17 protein-coding genes are annotated in these 18,448 nt (G+C 72.0%); 10 read left to right on the top strand and 7 right to left on the bottom strand.

All coding sequences use genetic code 11. The annotated features are described in order from the left end of the window. Positions 1 to 11 precede the first annotated feature (11 nt). The 3 genes from sdhA (at position 12) to ACFVDM_RS17055 (ending at position 3,470) form a co-directional block, all read left to right on the top strand. The gene (sdhA, locus tag ACFVDM_RS17045; protein WP_383639685.1) at positions 12 to 1,766 is read left to right on the top strand and encodes a succinate dehydrogenase flavoprotein subunit; all 1,755 of its coding nucleotides are present in this window, start codon (positions 12 to 14) and stop codon (positions 1,764 to 1,766) included. Then, a complete protein-coding gene (locus ACFVDM_RS17050; protein ID WP_383639688.1) occupies positions 1,766 to 2,542 on the top strand; it encodes a succinate dehydrogenase iron-sulfur subunit in 777 nt (258 codons plus the stop codon). The genes sdhA and ACFVDM_RS17050 overlap by 1 nt, the downstream gene beginning before the upstream one ends. A gap of 130 nt (positions 2,543 to 2,672) precedes the next feature. Beyond that, positions 2,673 to 3,470, top strand: a complete 798-nt coding sequence (locus ACFVDM_RS17055; RefSeq protein WP_383639691.1) for a hypothetical protein — start codon at positions 2,673 to 2,675, stop codon at positions 3,468 to 3,470. A gap of 63 nt (positions 3,471 to 3,533) precedes the next feature. Here ACFVDM_RS17055 and ACFVDM_RS17060 read toward each other — a convergent pair whose 3' ends face one another. Then, entirely contained in the window at positions 3,534 to 4,040 is a 507-nt protein-coding gene (locus tag ACFVDM_RS17060; RefSeq protein ID WP_383639694.1) for a MarR family winged helix-turn-helix transcriptional regulator, read from the bottom strand. Between the two features lie 88 nt (positions 4,041 to 4,128). On the opposite strand from ACFVDM_RS17060, the gene ACFVDM_RS17065 reads away from it, so the two are divergent. Both ACFVDM_RS17065 and ACFVDM_RS17070 read left to right on the top strand, forming a co-directional pair. Then, positions 4,129 to 5,406 (top strand): MFS transporter, encoded by a 1,278-nt coding sequence (locus ACFVDM_RS17065; RefSeq protein WP_383639697.1) that lies wholly within the window; start codon positions 4,129 to 4,131, stop codon positions 5,404 to 5,406. Between the two features lie 42 nt (positions 5,407 to 5,448). Further along, positions 5,449 to 6,153: a TetR/AcrR family transcriptional regulator gene (locus tag ACFVDM_RS17070; RefSeq protein ID WP_383639700.1), complete on the top strand. Its 705-nt coding sequence runs from the start codon at positions 5,449 to 5,451 to the stop codon at positions 6,151 to 6,153. A 72-nt stretch (positions 6,154 to 6,225) separates the two neighbouring features. On the opposite strand, the gene ACFVDM_RS17075 is transcribed toward ACFVDM_RS17070, so the two are convergent. From ACFVDM_RS17075 to ACFVDM_RS17085, 3 genes are all read right to left on the bottom strand, one after another. Further along, complete coding sequence (locus ACFVDM_RS17075) at positions 6,226 to 7,782, bottom strand: ABC transporter substrate-binding protein (protein ID WP_383639703.1); 1,557 nt, start codon at positions 7,780 to 7,782, stop codon at positions 6,226 to 6,228. Positions 7,783 to 8,016: 234 nt separating this feature from the next. Continuing rightward, positions 8,017 to 9,312, bottom strand: a complete 1,296-nt coding sequence (locus tag ACFVDM_RS17080) for a metallophosphoesterase (protein WP_383639706.1) — start codon at positions 9,310 to 9,312, stop codon at positions 8,017 to 8,019. Positions 9,313 to 9,377: 65 nt separating this feature from the next. Further along, the gene (locus ACFVDM_RS17085; RefSeq protein WP_383639709.1) at positions 9,378 to 9,623 is read right to left on the bottom strand and encodes an SCO4848 family membrane protein; all 246 of its coding nucleotides are present in this window, start codon (positions 9,621 to 9,623) and stop codon (positions 9,378 to 9,380) included. 121 nt (positions 9,624 to 9,744) lie between these two features. Here ACFVDM_RS17085 and ACFVDM_RS17090 point away from each other — a divergent pair, with 121 nt between their 5' ends. Further along, on the top strand, positions 9,745 to 11,004 hold the full coding sequence (locus ACFVDM_RS17090; RefSeq protein WP_383639712.1) for a D-alanyl-D-alanine carboxypeptidase family protein: 1,260 nt from the start codon (positions 9,745 to 9,747) through the stop codon (positions 11,002 to 11,004). On the opposite strand, the gene ACFVDM_RS17095 is transcribed toward ACFVDM_RS17090, so the two are convergent. Next, the gene (locus ACFVDM_RS17095; RefSeq protein ID WP_383639715.1) at positions 10,952 to 11,914 is read right to left on the bottom strand and encodes a YihY/virulence factor BrkB family protein; all 963 of its coding nucleotides are present in this window, start codon (positions 11,912 to 11,914) and stop codon (positions 10,952 to 10,954) included. The genes ACFVDM_RS17090 and ACFVDM_RS17095 overlap by 53 nt on opposite strands. Positions 11,915 to 12,055: 141 nt before the next feature. Here ACFVDM_RS17095 and ACFVDM_RS17100 point away from each other — a divergent pair, with 141 nt between their 5' ends. Further along, positions 12,056 to 13,411, top strand: a complete 1,356-nt coding sequence (locus ACFVDM_RS17100; RefSeq protein WP_383639719.1) for an FAD-binding oxidoreductase — start codon at positions 12,056 to 12,058, stop codon at positions 13,409 to 13,411. Positions 13,412 to 13,514: 103 nt separating this feature from the next. Further along, positions 13,515 to 14,303 (top strand): decaprenylphospho-beta-D-erythro-pentofuranosid-2-ulose 2-reductase, encoded by a 789-nt coding sequence (locus ACFVDM_RS17105; protein ID WP_383639722.1) that lies wholly within the window; start codon positions 13,515 to 13,517, stop codon positions 14,301 to 14,303. 43 nt (positions 14,304 to 14,346) lie between these two features. On the opposite strand, the gene ACFVDM_RS17110 is transcribed toward ACFVDM_RS17105, so the two are convergent. Continuing rightward, complete coding sequence (locus ACFVDM_RS17110) at positions 14,347 to 14,937, bottom strand: 2'-5' RNA ligase family protein (RefSeq protein WP_383639725.1); 591 nt, start codon at positions 14,935 to 14,937, stop codon at positions 14,347 to 14,349. Between the two features lie 106 nt (positions 14,938 to 15,043). Beyond that, complete coding sequence (trpS, locus tag ACFVDM_RS17115) at positions 15,044 to 16,057, bottom strand: tryptophan--tRNA ligase (protein ID WP_383639728.1); 1,014 nt, start codon at positions 16,055 to 16,057, stop codon at positions 15,044 to 15,046. Positions 16,058 to 16,239: 182 nt separating this feature from the next. Here trpS and rocD point away from each other — a divergent pair, with 182 nt between their 5' ends. Together rocD and ACFVDM_RS17125 are read left to right on the top strand one after the other, a co-directional pair. After that, positions 16,240 to 17,445 (top strand): ornithine--oxo-acid transaminase, encoded by a 1,206-nt coding sequence (rocD, locus tag ACFVDM_RS17120; RefSeq protein WP_383639732.1) that lies wholly within the window; start codon positions 16,240 to 16,242, stop codon positions 17,443 to 17,445. A 137-nt stretch (positions 17,446 to 17,582) separates the two neighbouring features. Beyond that, positions 17,583 to 18,434 carry a hypothetical protein gene (locus ACFVDM_RS17125; RefSeq protein WP_383640135.1) on the top strand — a complete coding sequence of 284 codons (852 nt, stop codon included), beginning with the start codon at positions 17,583 to 17,585 and terminating at the stop codon, positions 18,432 to 18,434. Positions 18,435 to 18,448 lie beyond the last annotated feature (14 nt).

Genomic DNA, 18,448 nt, shown 5'->3' on the forward strand with positions numbered 1-18,448 from the left:
AGAGGTAAACCATGCAGATCCACAAGTACGACACCGTCATCGTCGGCGCCGGCGGCGCCGGCATGCGCGCGGCCATCGAGTCGACCAAGCGCAGCCGCACCGCCGTGCTGACCAAGCTCTACCCCACCCGCTCCCACACGGGCGCCGCGCAGGGCGGCATGGCCGCCGCGCTGGCCAACGTGGAGGAGGACAACTGGGAGTGGCACACCTTCGACACGATCAAGGGCGGTGACTACCTGGTCGACCAGGACGCCGCCGAGATCCTGGCGAAGGAGGCCATCGACGCCGTTCTCGACCTGGAGAAGATGGGCCTGCCGTTCGGCCGCACGCCCCAGGGCAAGATCGACCAGCGCCGGTTCGGCGGTCACTCCCGCAACCACGGCGAGGCCCCGGTCCGCCGCGCCTGCTACTCGGGCGACCGCACCGGCCACATGATCCTCCAGACGCTCTACCAGAACTGCGTCAAGGAGGGCGTGGAGTTCTTCAACGAGTTCTACGTCCTGGACCAGCTGGTCGTCGAGGAGGACGGCGTCAAGAAGTCCGCCGGCGTCGTCGCCTACGAGCTGGCCACCGGCGAGATCCACGTCTTCCAGGCGAAGTCGGTCATCTACGCCTCGGGCGGCACCGGCAAGTTCTTCAAGGTGACGTCGAACGCGCACACCCTGACCGGTGACGGCCAGGCCGCCTGCTACCGCCGGGGCCTGCCGCTGGAGGACATGGAGTTCTTCCAGTTCCACCCGACGGGCATCTGGCGCATGGGCATCCTGCTGACGGAGGGCGCCCGCGGTGAGGGCGGCATCCTCCGCAACAAGGACGGCGAGCGCTTCATGGAGAAGTACGCGCCCGTCATGAAGGACCTCGCCTCGCGCGACGTCGTCTCGCGCTCCATCTACACGGAGATCCGCGAGGGCCGCGGCTGCGGTCCCGAGGGCGACCACGTCTACCTGGACCTGACGCACCTGCCGCCGGAGCAGCTGGACGCCAAGCTCCCGGACATCACCGAGTTCGCGCGTACGTACCTCGGCATCGAGCCCTACACGGACCCGATCCCGATCCAGCCGACCGCGCACTACGCCATGGGCGGCATCCCGACCAACGTCGAGGGCGAGGTGCTGGCCGACAACACCACCGTCGTCCCGGGCCTGTACGCCGCCGGCGAGGTCGCCTGTGTCTCCGTGCACGGTGCCAACCGCCTGGGGACGAACTCGCTGCTCGACATCAACGTCTTCGGACGCCGGTCGGGCATCGCCGCCGCCGAGTACGCCTCGACGCACGACTTCGTCGCGCTGCCCGAGGACCCGGCGCAGACGGTCGTCGACCAGGTCGAGCGGCTGCGCAACTCCACGGGCACCGAGCGGGTCGCGACGATCCGCCAGGAGCTCCAGGAGTGCATGGACGCCAACGTGATGGTGTTCCGCACCGAGCAGACGATCAAGACCGCGGTCGACACGATCGCGGAGCTGCGCAAGCGCTACCTGAACGTGTCGATCCAGGACAAGGGCAAGCGGTTCAACACGGACCTGCTGGAGGCCATCGAGCTGGGCAACCTGCTCGACCTCGCCGAGGTCATGGCGACGTCGGCGCTCGCCCGCAAGGAGTCGCGCGGCGGTCACTACCGCGAGGACTACCCCAACCGCGACGACGTCAACTTCATGCGCCACACCATGGCGTACCGCGAGGTCGCCGACGACGGCACCGAGTCGATCCGGCTGGACTACAAGCCGGTCGTCCAGACCCGCTACCAGCCGATGGAGCGTAAGTACTGATGGCTACACCCACCCTGGACAAGGCCGACAAGGCTCCCGAGCCCGAGGCAGGCTTCGCCGACTCGCCGTACATCACGGCGACGTTCCGCATCCGGCGGTTCAACCCGGAGGTCTCCGACGAGGCCCAGTGGCAGGACTTCCAGATCGAGATCGACCCGAAGGAGCGTGTCCTCGACGCCCTTCACAAGATCAAGTGGAACCAGGACGGGACGCTCACGTTCCGCCGCTCCTGCGCGCACGGCATCTGCGGTTCGGACGCCATGCGGATCAACGGCAAGAACAGGCTCGCCTGCAAGACGCTGATCAAGGACCTGAACCCGGAGAAGCCGATCACGATCGAGGCCATCAAGGGCCTCACGGTCCTGAAGGACCTCGTGGTCGACATGGACCCGTTCTTCCAGGCCTACCGCGACGTCATGCCCTTCCTCATCACCAAGGGGAACGAGCCGACCCGCGAGCGTCTGCAGTCCCCCGAGGACCGCGAGCGCTTCGACGACACCACCAAGTGCATCCTGTGCGCCGCGTGCACGTCCTCGTGCCCGGTGTTCTGGAACGACGGCCAGTACTTCGGCCCGGCGGCGATCGTCAACGCGCACCGCTTCATCTTCGACTCGCGCGACGAGGGCGGCGAGCAGCGCCTGGAGATCCTCAACGACCGTGACGGGGTGTGGCGCTGCCGCACCACCTTCAACTGCACGGACGCCTGCCCCCGTGGCATCGAGGTCACCAAGGCGATCCAGGAGGTCAAGCGCGCGCTGATCACGCGTCGCTTCTGATCCCCCGCTTCCGTACGGCCCCGCCCTCCGCAGCACGTCCGCGGAGGGCGGGGCCGTTTGGCGTACGGTCGGACGCGACTCCACGGCGCGGCGGGTGCCGGGGGCCGGATCCTCGGGAGGGGCGGGGCGCATGGCCGTACTCAGGCATTCCGTCGAGGTCGTGGCGGTGGGGCCGGACCGGCTGCGGGAGCTGACCTCGCTCCTGCTGGAGATCGCCGAGTCCACCCGGACGCGCGGCGGCACGGTGCTGATGCCCGACGGGCAGCCGGTGCCGGACCTGCGGCTGACCGGGGGCCGCCATCTGCGTCCCGGGGCCCGCTACGAGGTGGTGGAGCCGGACGTCCGGGAACGGATCGTGCTGCGGATACGGGAATGGCGGCGGGGCGGCCCGGTCGCGGTGGAACAGCTGATGAGCGCGCCGGACCTCTCCGCGCGGCTGACGGTGCGGCTGACGACACCGGAGCGGCCCCGGCTGCTGGAGGCCGAGGGCCGGATGCGGGGCGCGGAGGGCTCCGGGGCGCTGCAACGCGGGACCGGGCGGGCGCGGGTCGATCTGGCGGCGTGGTGGGCGGCGGCGGAACTTCCTCCGGGGGCACCGGCGGTGGCGAGGGCACCGGCCGCCGGCAGGGTGCGGCACCGGCTGGGTGAGGCGCGGCTGTATCTGCGGCCCCGGCGGTCGGGGGAGGGCTGCTGGACGGTGGAGGTCGCGGCGAGCGTGCGGGGGCGGTGGCTGTTGCGGCCGGTGGCCGCGGTGGCGCTGCTGCTGGCGGGGCGGGCGCTGCGGCGCGGTTTCCGGGACGGGGTGGAGCGGGCGGCCGAGGGCTGGAACAGGGCGGCCGGGGCGCTGCTGGCGCTCTCCCCGGACGAGCTGCGCGCCGAGCTGGCGTCCGGCCGGGGTCTTCCGGGGCCGGGCCGCCGCACGGACTGACCGCCGGCCGCACCACGGACCGGCGCGGCTCCGGGCCGCCCGCTCCCGGACCGGCGCGCGCCGTCACCAGTCGGCTTCGCCCCGGGACTCGGCGAGGACCATGACGCGCCGCAGCATGTCGTTGAGCAGGGTGCGCTCCTCGGCGGACAGGACGCCCAGCAGGCGTTCCTCCTCGTTGCCGAGGACCTCCATCGCGCCGACCCAGGTGGCGCGGCCCTCGTCGGTCAGCTCCACGTCGACGCGGCGCCGGTCGGTGGTGGAGGGGGTGCGGCGGACGAAGCCGCGGCGCTCCAGGGCGTCCAGCCGGCCGGTGACGGAGGCGGGGGCGAGGTCGAGGTCGGCGGCCAGTTCGGAGGGGGCGCCCTTGCCGCCGCGTCCGGCGAGCTTGTGCAGGGTGTCGAACTCCTGGCGGTCCAGGTCGAAGTCGACCAGCGACTGCTCGCGCACCCGGCGCAGATGGACGGAGAGCTTCTTCATCCGGGTGACGGCGCCCTCGATGTCCGGGTCGAGTTCGGGGAGGACCGGCTTCCACCGCTCGACATGGCCGTCGGTCCAGTCGCGTTGCTCCATGCCCCCACCCTACGCCGGACCGTCAACATTCCTTCGGTACCTAATATTTCGTTGACGAACAGTTTGCTGGCGAAATAGATTGCCCCGCATGCCTCAGCCCGCCGCTCCGAAGCCCGCCGTCTCGCCCCATCCCTTACGGATCCGATCCTTCCGGTTGCTCTTCATCGGCCGGAGCCTCTCGCTGCTCGGTGACGCGGCCATCCCCGCCGCGCTCACCCTCGCCGTCTACCTGGCCACCGGCTCGACCGGCGCCCTCGCCCTGGTGCTCGCCTGCGCCATGGTCCCCAAACTGCTCCTGCTGCCGCTGGGCGGTGTGGTGGGCGACCGCTTCAACGCCCGTACGGTCGCGCTGACCACCGACGCCGTACGGTGCGTCAGCCAGCTCTTCGTCGGCGCCGAACTGCTCTCGGGCACGCCGGCCCTCTGGCAGATCGCGGTGGCCGAGGCGATCGGCGGCGCCGCCGGGGCCTTCGCCATGCCGACCGTCTCCCCGCTGGTCCGGGGCACCGTCGCCGGATCCGGACTGCTGCGCGCCAACTCCCTGATGGCGGTGGCCGCGAGCACCACCCGGCTCGGCGGGCCGGCCGTCGCCGGGGCGCTGGTCCTCACCGCCGGTCCCGGCTGGGCCTTCGTGCTGGACGGGGTGAGCTTCGCGGTGAGCGCGGCGCTGCTGGCCGCGATCGAGGTCCGGCACGTGCCGATCGCGCGCCGCTCGCTGGCCGCCGATCTGAAGGAGGGCTGGGACGAGGTCCGGGGCCGCGACTGGTACTGGACGAGCCTGATCGCCCACGCCCTCTGGAACGGCGGGGCGGCCGTCCTGATGACGGTCGGTCCGGCCCTCTTCCTCGCGGACCCGGGCGGCAAGGGCGTCTGGGTGGTCTTCCTCCAGGCCGGGGCCGTCGGACTGCTGCTGGGCTCGCTGGCGGCCGGCCGGGCCCGGCCCCGCCGTCCGGTGCTCTGCGCCAATCTCTGCGGCGCGCTGTACGTCCTGCCGCTCTGTCTGCTGGCCGCGCACGCGCCCGTCGCCATGAGCATCACCGCCTACGGCGTGGCCATGGCCGGGCTCGGCTTCCTCAACCCGGTCTGGGAGACCGCCGTCCAGTCGGCCGTCCCCGCCCACACACTGGCCCGCGTCACCTCGTACGACTGGCTGCTCTCGCTGGGCGCGACCCCGCTCGGCTACGCCCTGGCCCCGCTCGCCGCCTCCCGGTGGGGCGTGGAGGCCCCGCTGCTGGTGGCCGGTCTGACGGTCGGCGCGGCCTGTGTGGGCACCGCGGCGGTGCCGGGGGTGCGTCGCTTCACGGACCCGGCGCGAACGGCCGCGGAACCGGGTCCCGGGCTGCGGGAGCCGGTCGCGGAGTCGTAGGGACGGCGGACGGGGGCGGGCGGCACCGATACCCTCGGGTCCGTGGTGAAGCACGTGAAGCACGCCGGGGAAGCCAAGGCTCCCAAGAGCGAACAGACCCGCACGCTCATCCTCGAAACCGCGCTCCGGCTCTTCCAGGAGCGCGGCTACGACAAGACGACGATGCGGGCCATCGCGCAGGAGGCCGGCGTCTCCGTGGGGAACGCGTACTACTACTTCGCCTCCAAGGAGCACCTCGTCCAGGGCTTCTACGACCGGCTGGCCGCCGAGCACGCGGAGGCGGTCGGTCCGGTCCTGGACGGCGACCGGGACCTCGCGGTGCGCATCCGCGGGGTCCTGCTGTGCTGGCTGGACGTGGCCGGGCAGTACCACCGCTTCGCCGCCCAGTTCTTCAAGAACGCCGCCGACCCGGAGAGCCCGCTCAGCCCCTTCTCCCCCGATTCGCTCCCGGCCCGTGAGGCGGCGGTCGCCATCCAGGAGCGCTGTCTGTCCGGCTCCTCGACCCGGACCGACCCCCAGCTCGCCGAGGTACTGCCGCGGCTGATGTGGCTGATGCAGATGGGTCTGGTGCTGTTCTGGGTGTACGACCGCACGGAGGGCGCCGAGCGCAGCCGCCGTCTGGTCGAGCGGACCGCGCCGATCGCCGCCCGTGCCATCGCGCTGTCCCGTTTCCGGGTGCTGCGTCCACTGGTCCGCCAGATCCACGACGTGCTGGAGGAGTTCCTGCCCGGGGCGGCGGCGCGGTAGCGCGGGCGGGAACGGCGAAGCGGCCGCCCCGGGAGACCGGGGCGGCCGCTGTCGTGTGCGTACGGGGGCGGATCAGATCCGGCCCAGCTCCCACAGGCGCCAGATGCCGGTGCCGTCGGTGAGGTACTGCGATCCGGAGATGTCCGGCTTGGCGACGACGTAGTCCTTCTTCTGCCACAGCGGCACCAGCGGCACATCCTCGCCGACGAGCTTCTGCAGCGACTTGAAGTCGGCGGAGGTCCGGCTGCGGTCGCTGTACTGGAGCGTGGCGGCGATCAGCTGGTCCATCTTGGTGCTGGTGTAGCCGTTGTGGAGGCTGTTGTCACGGCCGACGAGCGGCTGGCTGAAGGTGTCGGGGTCCGGGTAGTCGGGGAGCCAGCCGACGGTGTACGCGTCGTACGCGCCGTTCGCGTACCCCTTCTGGAAGGCCTGCCACTCGACCTCCTTCACCGAGACCTTGAACAGCCCGTCCGCCTCCAGCTGGCGGCGGATCTCCGCCGTCTCCTTCTTGTACGAGTCGTCCGAGGCGCGGTAGGCGAAGGTGATGTGGACCGGCAGCTGGACGCCCGCCTCCTGCATCAGTTCGCGGGCCCGCTTCGGGTTGGGCGAGGGGTAGGCGTCGAAGAACGGGGTGCTGTGCCCGATGTAGCCCTGCGGGATCAGCGAGTACAGCGGTTCGACGGTGCCCTTGTAGATGTCGGTCACCAGCGGGGCGCGGTCGATGATCGACGCGATGGCCTGCCGGACCTTCTTGTCGGCGAGCGGGGAGCCCTTGCGGACGTTGAAGACCAGGTTGCGGATCTCGGCACTGTCGGCCTCGGTCACGCGCTGGTCGACGTCGCCCGTGTCCAGCTCGGCGAGCGTGGACGGCGGGAGCTGGCGGTGCGTCACGTCGACCTTGCCGGAGTTCCAGGCCGCCAGGAGGTCTTCCGACTGCTTGTAGTAGCGCACGGTGACCGGGCCGCCGGTGCTCTTCAGCGCGCCCTTGTACCGCGAGTTGGGCACCAGCTGGGCGGAGACGCCCGGTTCGTACGACTTCAGCACGTACGGCCCGGAGCCCGTGACCTTGTTGTCGCCGCGCAGCTTGTGCTCCGAGTAGGCCTCCTTCTCCACGATGGAGCCCGCGCCGGTGGCGAGCTTCTGCGGGAAGGTGGCGTCGCGGGCGGAGAGGTTGAAGGTGACGGTGAGGCCCTTGGCCACCACGTTCTTCAGACTCGGGAAGAGCACCGAGGGACCGACGTCGACCTTGATCGCCATCATCCGGTCGAAGGAGTACTTGACGTCCTCGGCGGTGATCTTCTTGCCGTCGGAGAAGGTGACGTCGTCCCGGAGCGTGCACTGGTAGGTCTGCAGCTTCGCACCGACGAAGTGGCATTCCTCGGCCGCGTCCGGCTCGGGCACGATCGCCCCGGACTTGAACGTCATGAGCGACTGGTAGACGTTGCTGTACATCGCCCAGGAACCCGCGTCGTACGCTCCGGCCGGGTCGAGCGAGGTGACCTCGTCGGTCGTGCCGACCGTCACGGGATCGGTGTTCGCCTCATCGGAGGGAAGCAGCTGCCAGGCGCCTACGCCTGCGATGAGCAATACCGCGAGAATCGCGAGAATCCGTAGCCGGACCGACCGCATTGACGTGCTCTCCCTTACCAGCCCCACCTCGGCGACGCGCATCAGAGGCGCAGGTCACCGCACAAGTTCGCACTCAGCCAATCACACGCTTTTCACATCAGGAAGAGGAAATCTGAGGCTCATAGCCTTTTGTTCTTTACTTGAAACCTTGCACCGTAAGGTCGAATACAGAGGGTTCACCCCCGGTCACCCCATGAGGCCTCCCGAGGTGTCCGCGCCCGGTTCGCGCCCGGTTCACGCCTGCTTCGAGGCCAGTTCCACGACGGTGATGTCGGAGGGCGCGCCGACCCGGACGGGCGGCCCCCAGGCACCGGCGCCGCGCGTCACGTAGAGCTGGGTGTCGCCGTACCGTTCGAGCCCGGCGACGGTGGGATTGGACAGCTCCGCGATGTAGTTGCCCGGCCAGAGCTGGCCGCCGTGGGTGTGCCCGGAGAGCTGGAGGTCCACCCCGTGCTCGACGGCCTCGTCGATGACGACCGGCTGATGGGCCATGAGGACGGCGGCGCGGCTGCGGTCCCGGTCGCCGAGGGCCCGCCCGAAGTCGGGCCCCTGCCCCTCGCTCTCGCCCGCCACGTCGTTGACGCCGGCGAGATCGAATCCGGCGATCTCCACCCGGGCGTTCTCCAGCGGGTGCAGGCCCAGCTCCCTGACGTGCTCGACCCAGGGGGCGGCGCCCGAGTAGTACTCGTGGTTGCCCGTGACGAAGAACGCACCGTGCCGGGAGCGCAGTCCGGCGAGCGGTTCGGCGGCGGGCCCGAGGTCGGCGACCGTGCCGTCGACCAGGTCCCCGACGACCGCGATCAGATCGGGCTGGGTCCGGTTGACCGTGTCGACGATCCGCCGGGTGTGGGCCCGGCCCAGGACCGGGCCCAGGTGGATGTCGCTGACGACGGCGATCCGGAAGCCGTGCGCGGAGCGGGGCAGCCGGGCGAGCGGGACGGTGACGCGCTTGACCCGGGGGCCGCGCAGCACCCCGTAGGTGCCGTAGGCGGTGGTCCCGAGCCCGGCGACGGCCGCCGCGCCGCCGACGGTCCGCGCGACGAAGAGCCGCCGTGAGGGGGCCGCGAGGGCAGACGCCCCGGCCGGGACGGCGGGGGCGGGGGCGGGCGGCGCCTCGGTCACGACGGAGGAGCCGGAGGAGCCCGGGGACGCGGCGTCGCCGGAGGGCGCGGCGCCGGGCGCGGCCTCCGGTGCCGCAGCCCCCGCCCGGCGCTCCAGGGCCCGGCGCAGCAGCGGCCGTACCGCCTCGCCGGCCAGCAGAGCGAGCGTCAGATAGAGCAGGGCGGCCAGCCAGAGGTAGCCCGGCCAGGCCAGGACCCGCTGGAGCCAGAAGGGCGCGCCCGCGCGGCCGGAGACCAGCGCGCCGACGCTGAGCAGCGGCAGGACGTACACCGCGACGGTGCCGGCCCGGCGCAGGGGGCTGCCCGGGGCCGTCGTGTCGCCGACGAAGCGGCGCCACACGTACCGGTGGACCAGCACCAGCAGTGCGAGCACCACGACCGCGAGCAGTGCGAGTCCGACGACCGCCATTCGTATGTCCCCCGCCTCGTTCGTGCTTGTTCGTCCGGTGTCAGGTCCGGCCGGAAACCGGATCGCTACTCGGCGGGGCGGCGCAGGGCCCTGACGCCCCGGAACCCGATGGCGCCGACCGCCGTCCCCAGGAGAAAGGACGTGATGGCGAGCAGCAGATGCACCCAGAAGTAGGCGGTCGGGTCACCCGCGTCGTCGAAGGCGAGACCACTGCCGTCCTTCCAGAGGTTCTTGACGAAAGTGATCCAGATGAACCAGCTCCACACCCCGAAAGCGAGCAGGAACCAGGAGACGGGGCGGCTGAGCTTCATGAAGTCAGTATCTCCGCCGCCCTGCGGGGGCTTCGTCCGGGGTGGGCTGTCCCGGCGGAGCGCACGGCGGGTCATAGCGTCGGGGTCCATATTCAGATCAACTGCATGTACGTTTTCGACCGTGTCAGCTCTCAAGAAGACCGTGTTGTCGGTCACCTCTGCCGTTTTGCTGTCCGCTTTCCTTGCCGCTCCCGCGTCGGCGGCCAGTGGCGACGAGGACGACAACGAGCCGAAACCGCCCGCCGTCATGTCGAAGATCGGCGGCGCCCAGCTCGGCATGAGCGGAACCCAGGTGAATCTGGGCGCGGGCGCACCGGTGCTGCCCAAGGGGCTGACCGGCAGGTCCTGGATGGTCTCGGACGCGGAGAGCGGCGAGGTGCTCGCCGCGCACAATCCGCACTGGCGGCTGCCCCCGGCCTCCACGCTGAAGATGCTCTTCGCCGACACGCTGATCGAGTCGCCCGCGCTCCAGCCGAAGACGCTCGCGTACACGGTGAAGGACGAGGACCTGGCCGATCTCGGTGAGGGCAGCAGCCTGGTCGGGGTCAAGGAGGACCTGAGCTACACGGTGCACGATCTGTGGCTGGGCGTCTTCCTGCGCTCGGGCAACGACGCGGTGCACGTGCTGGCGTCGATGTACGGGGGCGTGCCCAAGACCGTCGCCGACATGCAGGCGCACGCGGTGGAGCTCCAGGCGCTGGACACCACGGTGGTATCGCCCGACGGGTACGACGCGCCGCGGCAGGTCTCCAGCGCGTACGACCTCTCGCTGTTCGCCCGCAGCGGGCTCCAGAAGGCGGACTTCCGGGAGTACTGCGCGACCGCCACCGCGCAGTTCCCGGGCAAGCAGGAGAAGGGCAAGAAGCGCGAGACCTTCGGCATCCAGAACACCAACCGGCTGCTGACCGGGGCGGACGGCGTCACCCCGTACAAGGGCATCGCCGGGGTCAAGAACGGCTACACGACGCACGCCGGCAACACCTTCACCGGAGTCGCCGAGCGCAACGGCAGGGTGCTGCTCGTCACCGTCATGAACCCCTCGTCCGACGAGACGCACGCCGTCTACAAGGAGGCCGCCAAGCTGCTGGACTGGGGCTTCGCCGCGAGCGGCAAGGTCACCCCGGTCGGCGAGCTGGTCGCGCCGAAGTCCCTGGAGGACGCGACCGGGACCGGCAAGGGCGCGGAGGCGGGCAAGCCGGCCGCCGACCGGGCGAACGGCCCGCAGACCGCGAAGAAGGCCGCGGCCTCCGGGGGCTCCAGCGGGATGGGCGTCGCCTTCGGCATCACCGGCGGGGTGCTGGTGCTGCTGGCCGGGGCGGCGTTCCTGGTCAACCGGCGCTGGCCGCTCCCGGACCTGGTGCGCCGGATCCCCCGCCGCTGAGCGTGGAGCCGCCGGCGGCGGGCGCGGGGCCCTGTTCCGCGTCCGCCGCCCGCTCCGCCGACCGGCTCGGCGTCGCCGTCCAGGCGGCGCAGAACAGCAGCAGTTTGGCGGTGAAGTTGATCCAGAGCAGCAGCGCGATCGGCACGCCGAAGGCGCCGTACATGCTCTTGGAGGCGACGCCCTTCATATAGCTGCCGAGCAGCAGCTTGAGCAGTTCGAAGCCGACGGCGCCGATCACGGCGGCCACGACGAGCGGCCGGCGCGGCGGTTCGACGCCGGGCAGCAGGGTCAGCAGGTAGAGCAGCAGCAGGAAGTTGGCGACGGCGGCCACCAGCAGGGCGGCGATCCGCAGGAACACCCCACCCGCGCCGTCCCCCGGGATGCCGAGCAGATCCGCGACCCGGTCGACGGCCACCGAGCCCACCGAGGAGATCGCCAGGGTCAGCAGCGCGGCACCGCCGAGCCCGAACAGCACTCCGGCGTCCTTGAGTTTGCGCAGGACCGGATTGCCCAGGTCCTGGTCGTCCTTCCCCCAGACCGCGCGCAGGCAGTCCCGCATCGAGCCGATCCAGCCGATGCCCGTGAACAGCAGCAGCGCACCGGCCACCAGCCCGACCGTCCCGGCGTGGGCCACCAGATTGCCGATGCCGAGCTGGTCGGAGATGCCGGGCACCTGCTCGGCGATCTTGTCCTCGATCTTGTGGAGCTGCTCGGTGGAGAGCAGGGCCGCGCCGATCGCCGCGCCGACCGCGATCAGCGGGAAGAGCGCCAGGAAGCTGATGAACGTGATCGCCGCGGCGAGCCGGGTCCAGTGGACGCGGTCCAGCGTCTCGTAGCTGCGCCAGGCGTGGGTCTCCATCAGCCGGGAGACGAGCGGCCCGATGACGGGGAGTTTCTTCAGCCAGTCCATGGACGTACGACTACCCTCCCGGACGGCGAAAACGGGTGTCCGCTGCGGCGGGGAGGGAGTGACACCCCTTCAATCACCCATTTCGGTGAGTGTTGTAACAAATCCCTCAAAGGTGTTTTCTCGGACGATACGGTCACCCCCATGTCCGTCGACACCGTGTCCCTGACCGGCTGGGGCCGCACCGCCCCGACCACCGCGCTGCGCTTCCGCCCCCGCAGTTACGAGGAGGCGGCGGCGACCGTGCGCGGCTGCGGGCCGCGCGGTTCGATCGCCCGCGGCCTGGGCCGGGCCCACGGGGACGCGGCGCAGAACGCCGGGGGCTCGGTCCTCGACATGACGGGGCTCGACCGGATCCGCACCGTCGACGCGGAACGCGGCACGGTGGTCTGCGACGCCGGGGTGAGCCTGCGGCGGCTGCGCGAGGTGCTGCTCCCGCTCGGCTGGCTGCCCCCGGTGGCGCCGGGCGGGCGGTACGTCACGGTGGGCGGGGCCCTCGGCTCCGACGCCCACGGGAGCAACCACCTCGCGGCGGGCGCCTTCTCGCGCCATGTCACGGAGTTCGCGCTCCTCGCGGCGGACGGCGAGATCCGCACCGTTCTGCCCGGCACCCCGCTCTTCGAGGCCACCGCGGGCGGTCTGGGGCTGACCGGGGTGATCCTCTCGGCCACGCTCCGGCTGCGCCCGGTCCGCACCCCGCTGATCGCCGTCGACACCGAACGGGCCCTGGACCTGGACGATCTGATGACGCGCCTGGCCACCGGAGGCCGCCGCCGGCACTACGCCTCCGCCTGGGTCGACCTCACCGCCCGGGGCCGGGCGACCGGACGGGGCATTCTGACCCGGGGGGAGCACGTCTCCCCCGACGTGCTTGCCGCGCTCCCGGCGCACGCCCGGCGCACGGCGCAGACCCTCCGTCCCTCCTCCGCGCACCTCCCAGAGCCGGTGCCCGGGGGTCCGGCCGGCCGGCTGGCCGCCGCCGCGGTCAACGAGCTGCGCTACCGGCGCGCCCCGCGCTCCCGCACCGGCGAACTCCGCCGGATCGGCGCGTTCTTCGCGCCGCAGGACACCGGACCGTACGGCAGCCGGGTGGGCGGCCGGGGCGGTCTGGTGCACTACGCGTTCACCGTCGGGGACAACCGGGCCGAGACGGTGCGCCGGATCGTCCGGAGTCTCGCCCAGCGGCGCGTCCCCGCGTACTCCGCCGTGCTGGGGCGCTTCGGCGCGGCCGACGCCGGCTGGCTGTCGTTCCCGCGGCCCGGCTGGAGCCTGGCCCTGGACCTGCCGGCCGGGCTGCCGGGGCTGGCGCGGCTGCTGGACCGGCTGGACGAGGACGTGGCGGCGGCCGGCGGGCGGGTCTGCCTGACCGACGACTCCCGGATGCGCCCGGCCGCCGCGGCGGCGATGTATCCCCGGCTGGACGCCTTCCGGGCCCTGCGCGCCGAGCTGGACCCGCACGGCGCGTTCCGGTCGGACCTGTCGCGCCGGCTGGGCCTCTGACCCGCCCGCCACCGGCCCGCGCCCCTCACCGCCCGTCGTGACCAGCCGTGAACAGCCACGAATCCGCCGCCAACCGCCGTCCACCGCCTCAAGGAGTGTGCTCGTGAAGGACGCCTTCGGTGCCCCCCAGTCCCTGCTGATCCTCGGCGGCACGTCGGAGATCGGGCTCGCCACCGCCCGCCGGCTGATCGCCCGCCGCACCCGTACGGTCTGGCTGGCCGGCCGCCCCTCCCCCGAGCTGGACGCGGCCGCCGCCGAGCTGCGCGGCCGGGGGGCCTATGTCCGTACCGTCGACTTCGACGCCCTGGACACCGAGTCCCACGAGACCGGCCTCGGCAAGATCTTCACCGAGGGCGACATCGACATGGTGCTGCTGGCCTTCGGCGTCCCCGGTGACCAGGAACGCGACGAGGAGGAGCCGCTCGGCGCGGTCCGGGTGGCGCAGACGAACTACACGGGGGCGGTCTCCGCCGGGCTGGTGTGCGCGGGCGCGCTCCAGGCGCAGGGGCACGGCTCGCTGGTGGTGCTGTCCTCGGTGTCCGGGGAGCGCGCCCGGCGCGCCGACTTCATCTACGGCTCCAGCAAGGCGGGGCTGGACGCCTTCGCCCAGGGCCTCGGGGACGCCCTGTACGGCACGGGTGTGCAGGTGATGATCGTCCGCCCCGGCCCGGTGCGGAGCGCGGAGGGCCGGGGGTACGCGCAGGAGCCGCGACTGACACGTGTTCCGCTCCTGCGGACCCCGCTGGTGACGACGCCCGACGAGGTCGCGGACGCGATCGTGGCGGGGCTGCGCAGGCGTGCGGAGACGGTGTGGGTGCCGGGCGCGCTGCGCGGGGTGATGGCGGCGCTGCGGCATGTGCCGAGGCCGCTGTTCCGCCGGCTGCCGGTCTGAGGGACGTACGGGCGGCGCCGCCCCTCGGGGCGGCGGGCCGCCCTCAGGGATGGAAGGAGGGTGCGTCCACCGCGCTGCCGCTCTGTGCGGGCACGGCGGACGCGCCGCCGCCCGCGCCGAACGGGAACTCGTGGATCTTGCGCCAGACGCCGTCCGGGCCCTGTTCGTAGAGCGCGAAGGAACCGCAGGTCCACGCCGCCTCGTAGTCGCCCAGCTCCTCGTAGGCCCGGTCCATCGCGGACTCGGAGATGGCGTGGGCCACGGTGACGTGCGGGTGGTACGGGAACTGGAGCTCGCGCACCAGCGGCCCGGAGGCGTCCCGGACCCGCTTCTGGAGCCAGGAGCAGGCCGCCGCGCCCTCGACGACCTGGACGAAGACGACCGGCGAGAGCGGGCGGAAGGTGCCCGTGCCGGAGAGCCGCATCGGGAAGGGGCGGCCGGCCGTGGCGACCGAGGACAGATGCGCCTCGATGGCCGGCAGGTCGGCCGCCTCCGCCTCGGTCGGCGGCAGCAGGGTGACGTGGGTGGGAATGCCGTGTGCGGCAGGGTCCCCGAAGCTCGCGCGCCGCTCCTGGAGCAGGCTGCCGTAGGGCTCCGGGACCGCGATCGAAACGCCGAGCGTTACGGTCCCCACGTCGTTCTCCTCCATGCTCGATGGTCTGTTTTCAGCCACTGACGGCCGCATACTTCACGCCGCCAGTGTGCCGCCTGCGGAGGCCCGGACGCCAGGGTCCTTGGACTCAGTGCTTGGCGGGCAGAAGGCCCATCCGCTCGTAGGTCCGCGCCAGGGTCTCGGCCGCGACGGCACGCGCCTTCTCCGCGCCCTTGGCCAGAATGGAGTCCAGCGTCTCGGTGTCGTCGAGATATTCCTGGGTCCGGGTGCGGAACGGTGTGACGAAGTCGACCATGACCTCGGCGAGGTCCGTCTTCAGCGCACCGTAGCCCTTGCCCTCGTACTTCTGCTCCAGGTCGGCGACCGACGTGTTGGTGAGCGTCGAGTAGATCGACAGCAGATTGCTGACGCCGGGCTTCTCCACCTGGTCGAAGCGGATCACGGCCTCGGTGTCCGTGACGGCGCTCTTCACCTTCTTGGCGGTCACCTTCGGCTCGTCCAGAAGGTTGATCAGACCCTTGGCCGTCGCCGCGGACTTGCTCATCTTCGAGGACGGGTCCTGGAGGTCGTAGATCTTCGCCGTCTCCTTGAGGATGTACGGGTCCGGGATCGTGAACGTGTCGCCGTAGGTGCCGTTGAACCGCTCCGCGAGGTTGCGGGTCAGCTCCAGGTGCTGGCGCTGGTCCTCGCCCACCGGGACCTCGTCGGCCTGGTAGAGCAGGATGTCGGCGACCATCAGCAGCGGGTAGGTGAACAGCCCGACCGTGGTGCGGTCGCTGCCCTGCTTGGCCGACTTGTCCTTGAACTGCGTCATCCGGGAGGCCTCGCCGAAACCGGCCAGGCAGTTCATCACCCAGCCGAGCTGGGCGTGCTCGGGCACATGGCTCTGCACGAAGAGCGTGCAGCGCTCCGGGTCCAGACCGGCGGCGAGCAGCTGCGCGACGGCGAGCCTGGTGTTCGCACGCAGTTCGGCCGGGTCCTGCGGGACGGTGATCGCGTGCAGGTCGACGACCATGTAGAAGGCGTCGTGCGATTCCTGCAGGGCCACCCACTGGCGGACCGCGCCGAGGTAGTTGCCGAGGTGGAACGAGCCTGCGGTGGGCTGGATTCCGGAGAGCACACGGGGACGTTCAGAGGCCATGGCACCCATTGTCTCAGGTGCGGAACCGATCTCGGGCCGCCGGTGTGTGAAAGGCGTACGGCTGTGTGAACGGGGTACGGCGCGGGCGCGCCGCGTACCGGAGGTTTCCCCGTGGGGGATCCGACCGACGATACAAAGTGGGCCAGAACCCCGGCTCACGCCGCACGACGAACGGAGACCCCGTGTCGACCACCGAACGTGCCCTCGCCTCCGCCGACGCGCACAGCGCGCACAACTACCACCCGCTGCCCGTCGTCGTGGCCACCGCCGACGGGGCCTGGATGACCGATGTCGAGGGCCGGCGCTATCTCGATCTGCTCGCCGGCTACTCGGCGCTCAATTTCGGCCACGGCAACCGCCGGCTGATCGACGCGGCCAGGGCCCAGCTGGAACGGGTCACGCTCACCTCGCGCGCCTTCCAGCACGACCGGTTCGCCGACTTCTGCGCCGGGCTGGCCGAGCTGTGCGGCATGGAGATGGTGCTGCCCATGAACACCGGGGCGGAGGCCGTGGAGACGGCCGTGAAGACGGCCCGCAAATGGGGCTACCGGGTGAAGGGCGTCCCCGACGGCATGGCGAAGATCATCGTCGCCGCCGACAACTTCCACGGCCGGACCACCACGATCGTCAGCTTCTCCACGGACCACGAGGCACGTGCCGACTTCGGCCCGTACACCCCGGGCTTCGAGATCGTGCCGTACGGGGACCTCACCGCGCTGCGGGCGGCGATGACCGAGAACACCGTGGCGGTGCTGCTGGAGCCGATCCAGGGCGAGGCCGGGGTGCTGGTGCCGCCGCCCGGCTATCTGGCCGGGGTCCGGGAGCTGACCCGGGAGCGCGGGGTGCTCTTCGTCGCGGACGAGATCCAGTCGGGCCTCGGCCGCACCGGACGGACCTTCGCCTGCGAACACGAGGGCGTCGTGCCCGACGTGTACGTCCTCGGCAAGGCGCTCGGCGGCGGCGTGGTGCCCGTCTCGGCCGTGGTGTCCTCGGCGGAGGTGCTGGGCGTCTTCCGGCCCGGGGAGCACGGCTCGACCTTCGGCGGCAACCCGCTGGCCTGCGCGGTCGCCCTGGAGGTCATCGCGATGCTGCGCACCGGCGAGTTCCAGGAGCGGGCGGCGGAGCTGGGCGACCACCTCCACCGCGAACTGGGCCTCCTCGTCGGCGCCGGCGCCGTGCGCGAGGTGCGCGGACGCGGGCTGTGGGCGGGTGTGGACATCGATCCGGCGCTCGGCACCGGCCGGGAGATCTCCGAGCGGCTGATGGAGCGGGGCGTCCTGGTCAAGGACACCCACGGCTCCACCATCCGCATCGCCCCGCCGCTGGTGATCTCCAAGGAGGACCTGGACTGGGGCCTGGAGCAGCTGCGCGCGGTACTGCGCGGCTGACGGGGGCGCGGGCCCGGCGGCGGTCGCGCCCACCGGCCCACCCGTGGGTCCGGCCCCGCACGCGGCCGGACCCACCGCCGTGCGCGGGGTCCCGTCGGCGGCCGGGGCGCCAGTAGAGTCCCGATGTGCTCCTGGGGATGATCTGTGCGCTCGGCTCCGCGGTCTGCTTCGGCACGGCCTCCGTCCTCCAGGCCGTCGCCGCCCGCGCCGCCGCCGCGCCGGACGCCGGGGCGGGCGTCGATCCGGCGCTGCTCCTGCGGGCCGTGCGGCAGTGGCGGTACGTGGCCGGGCTGGGCCTCGACGGCCTCGGCTTCGTCCTCCAGATCGTGGCGCTGCGCGCCCTGCCGATCTACGCGGTGGGCGCGGCGCTGGCCGCCAGTCTGGCGGTCACCGCCGTCGTCGCCGCGCGGCTCCTCGGGACGCGGCTGAGCGGCACCGAGTGGACGGCCGTCGCCGTGGTCTGCGCGGGGCTGGGGATGCTCGCCCTGTCCTCCGGGGCCGAGGGGCACGGCTCCGGCCCGGACGGTCTGGGGTTCTGGCTGCTCGGTGCCGCCGCCGGGATCCTGCTCCTCGGCGCGGTGGCCGGGCGGCTCCCCGGCCGGGTCCGCGCGCTCGTGCTGGGGCTGGGCGCGGGGTGCGGTTTCGGTGTGGTGGAGATCGCCGTACGGCTGATCGACGACGTGTCGCCCGCCGCCCTCGTCACCGATCCGGCGGTCTACGCCCTGCTGCTGGGGGGCGGCGCGGCGTTCCTGCTGCTCACCTCGGCGCTGCAACGCGGCTCGGTGACCACCGCGACCGCCGGGATGGTCCTGGGCGAGACCATCGGCCCCGCCCTGGCCGGCGTCGGCTGGCTCGGCGACCGCACCCGCGACGGCCTCGGCTGGCTCGCCGTCACCGGTTTCGCCGTGGCCGTGGCGGGAGCGCTCGCCCTGGCCCGCTTCGGCGAGGCACCGGCGGGGACCGGGGCGGAGGCGGGGGCGCGTCCCTGAACCTCCGCCTCCAC

It is taken from the genome of Streptomyces sp. NPDC057682, from assembly GCF_042799575.1.
Classification (GTDB): domain Bacteria; phylum Actinomycetota; class Actinomycetes; order Streptomycetales; family Streptomycetaceae; genus Streptomyces.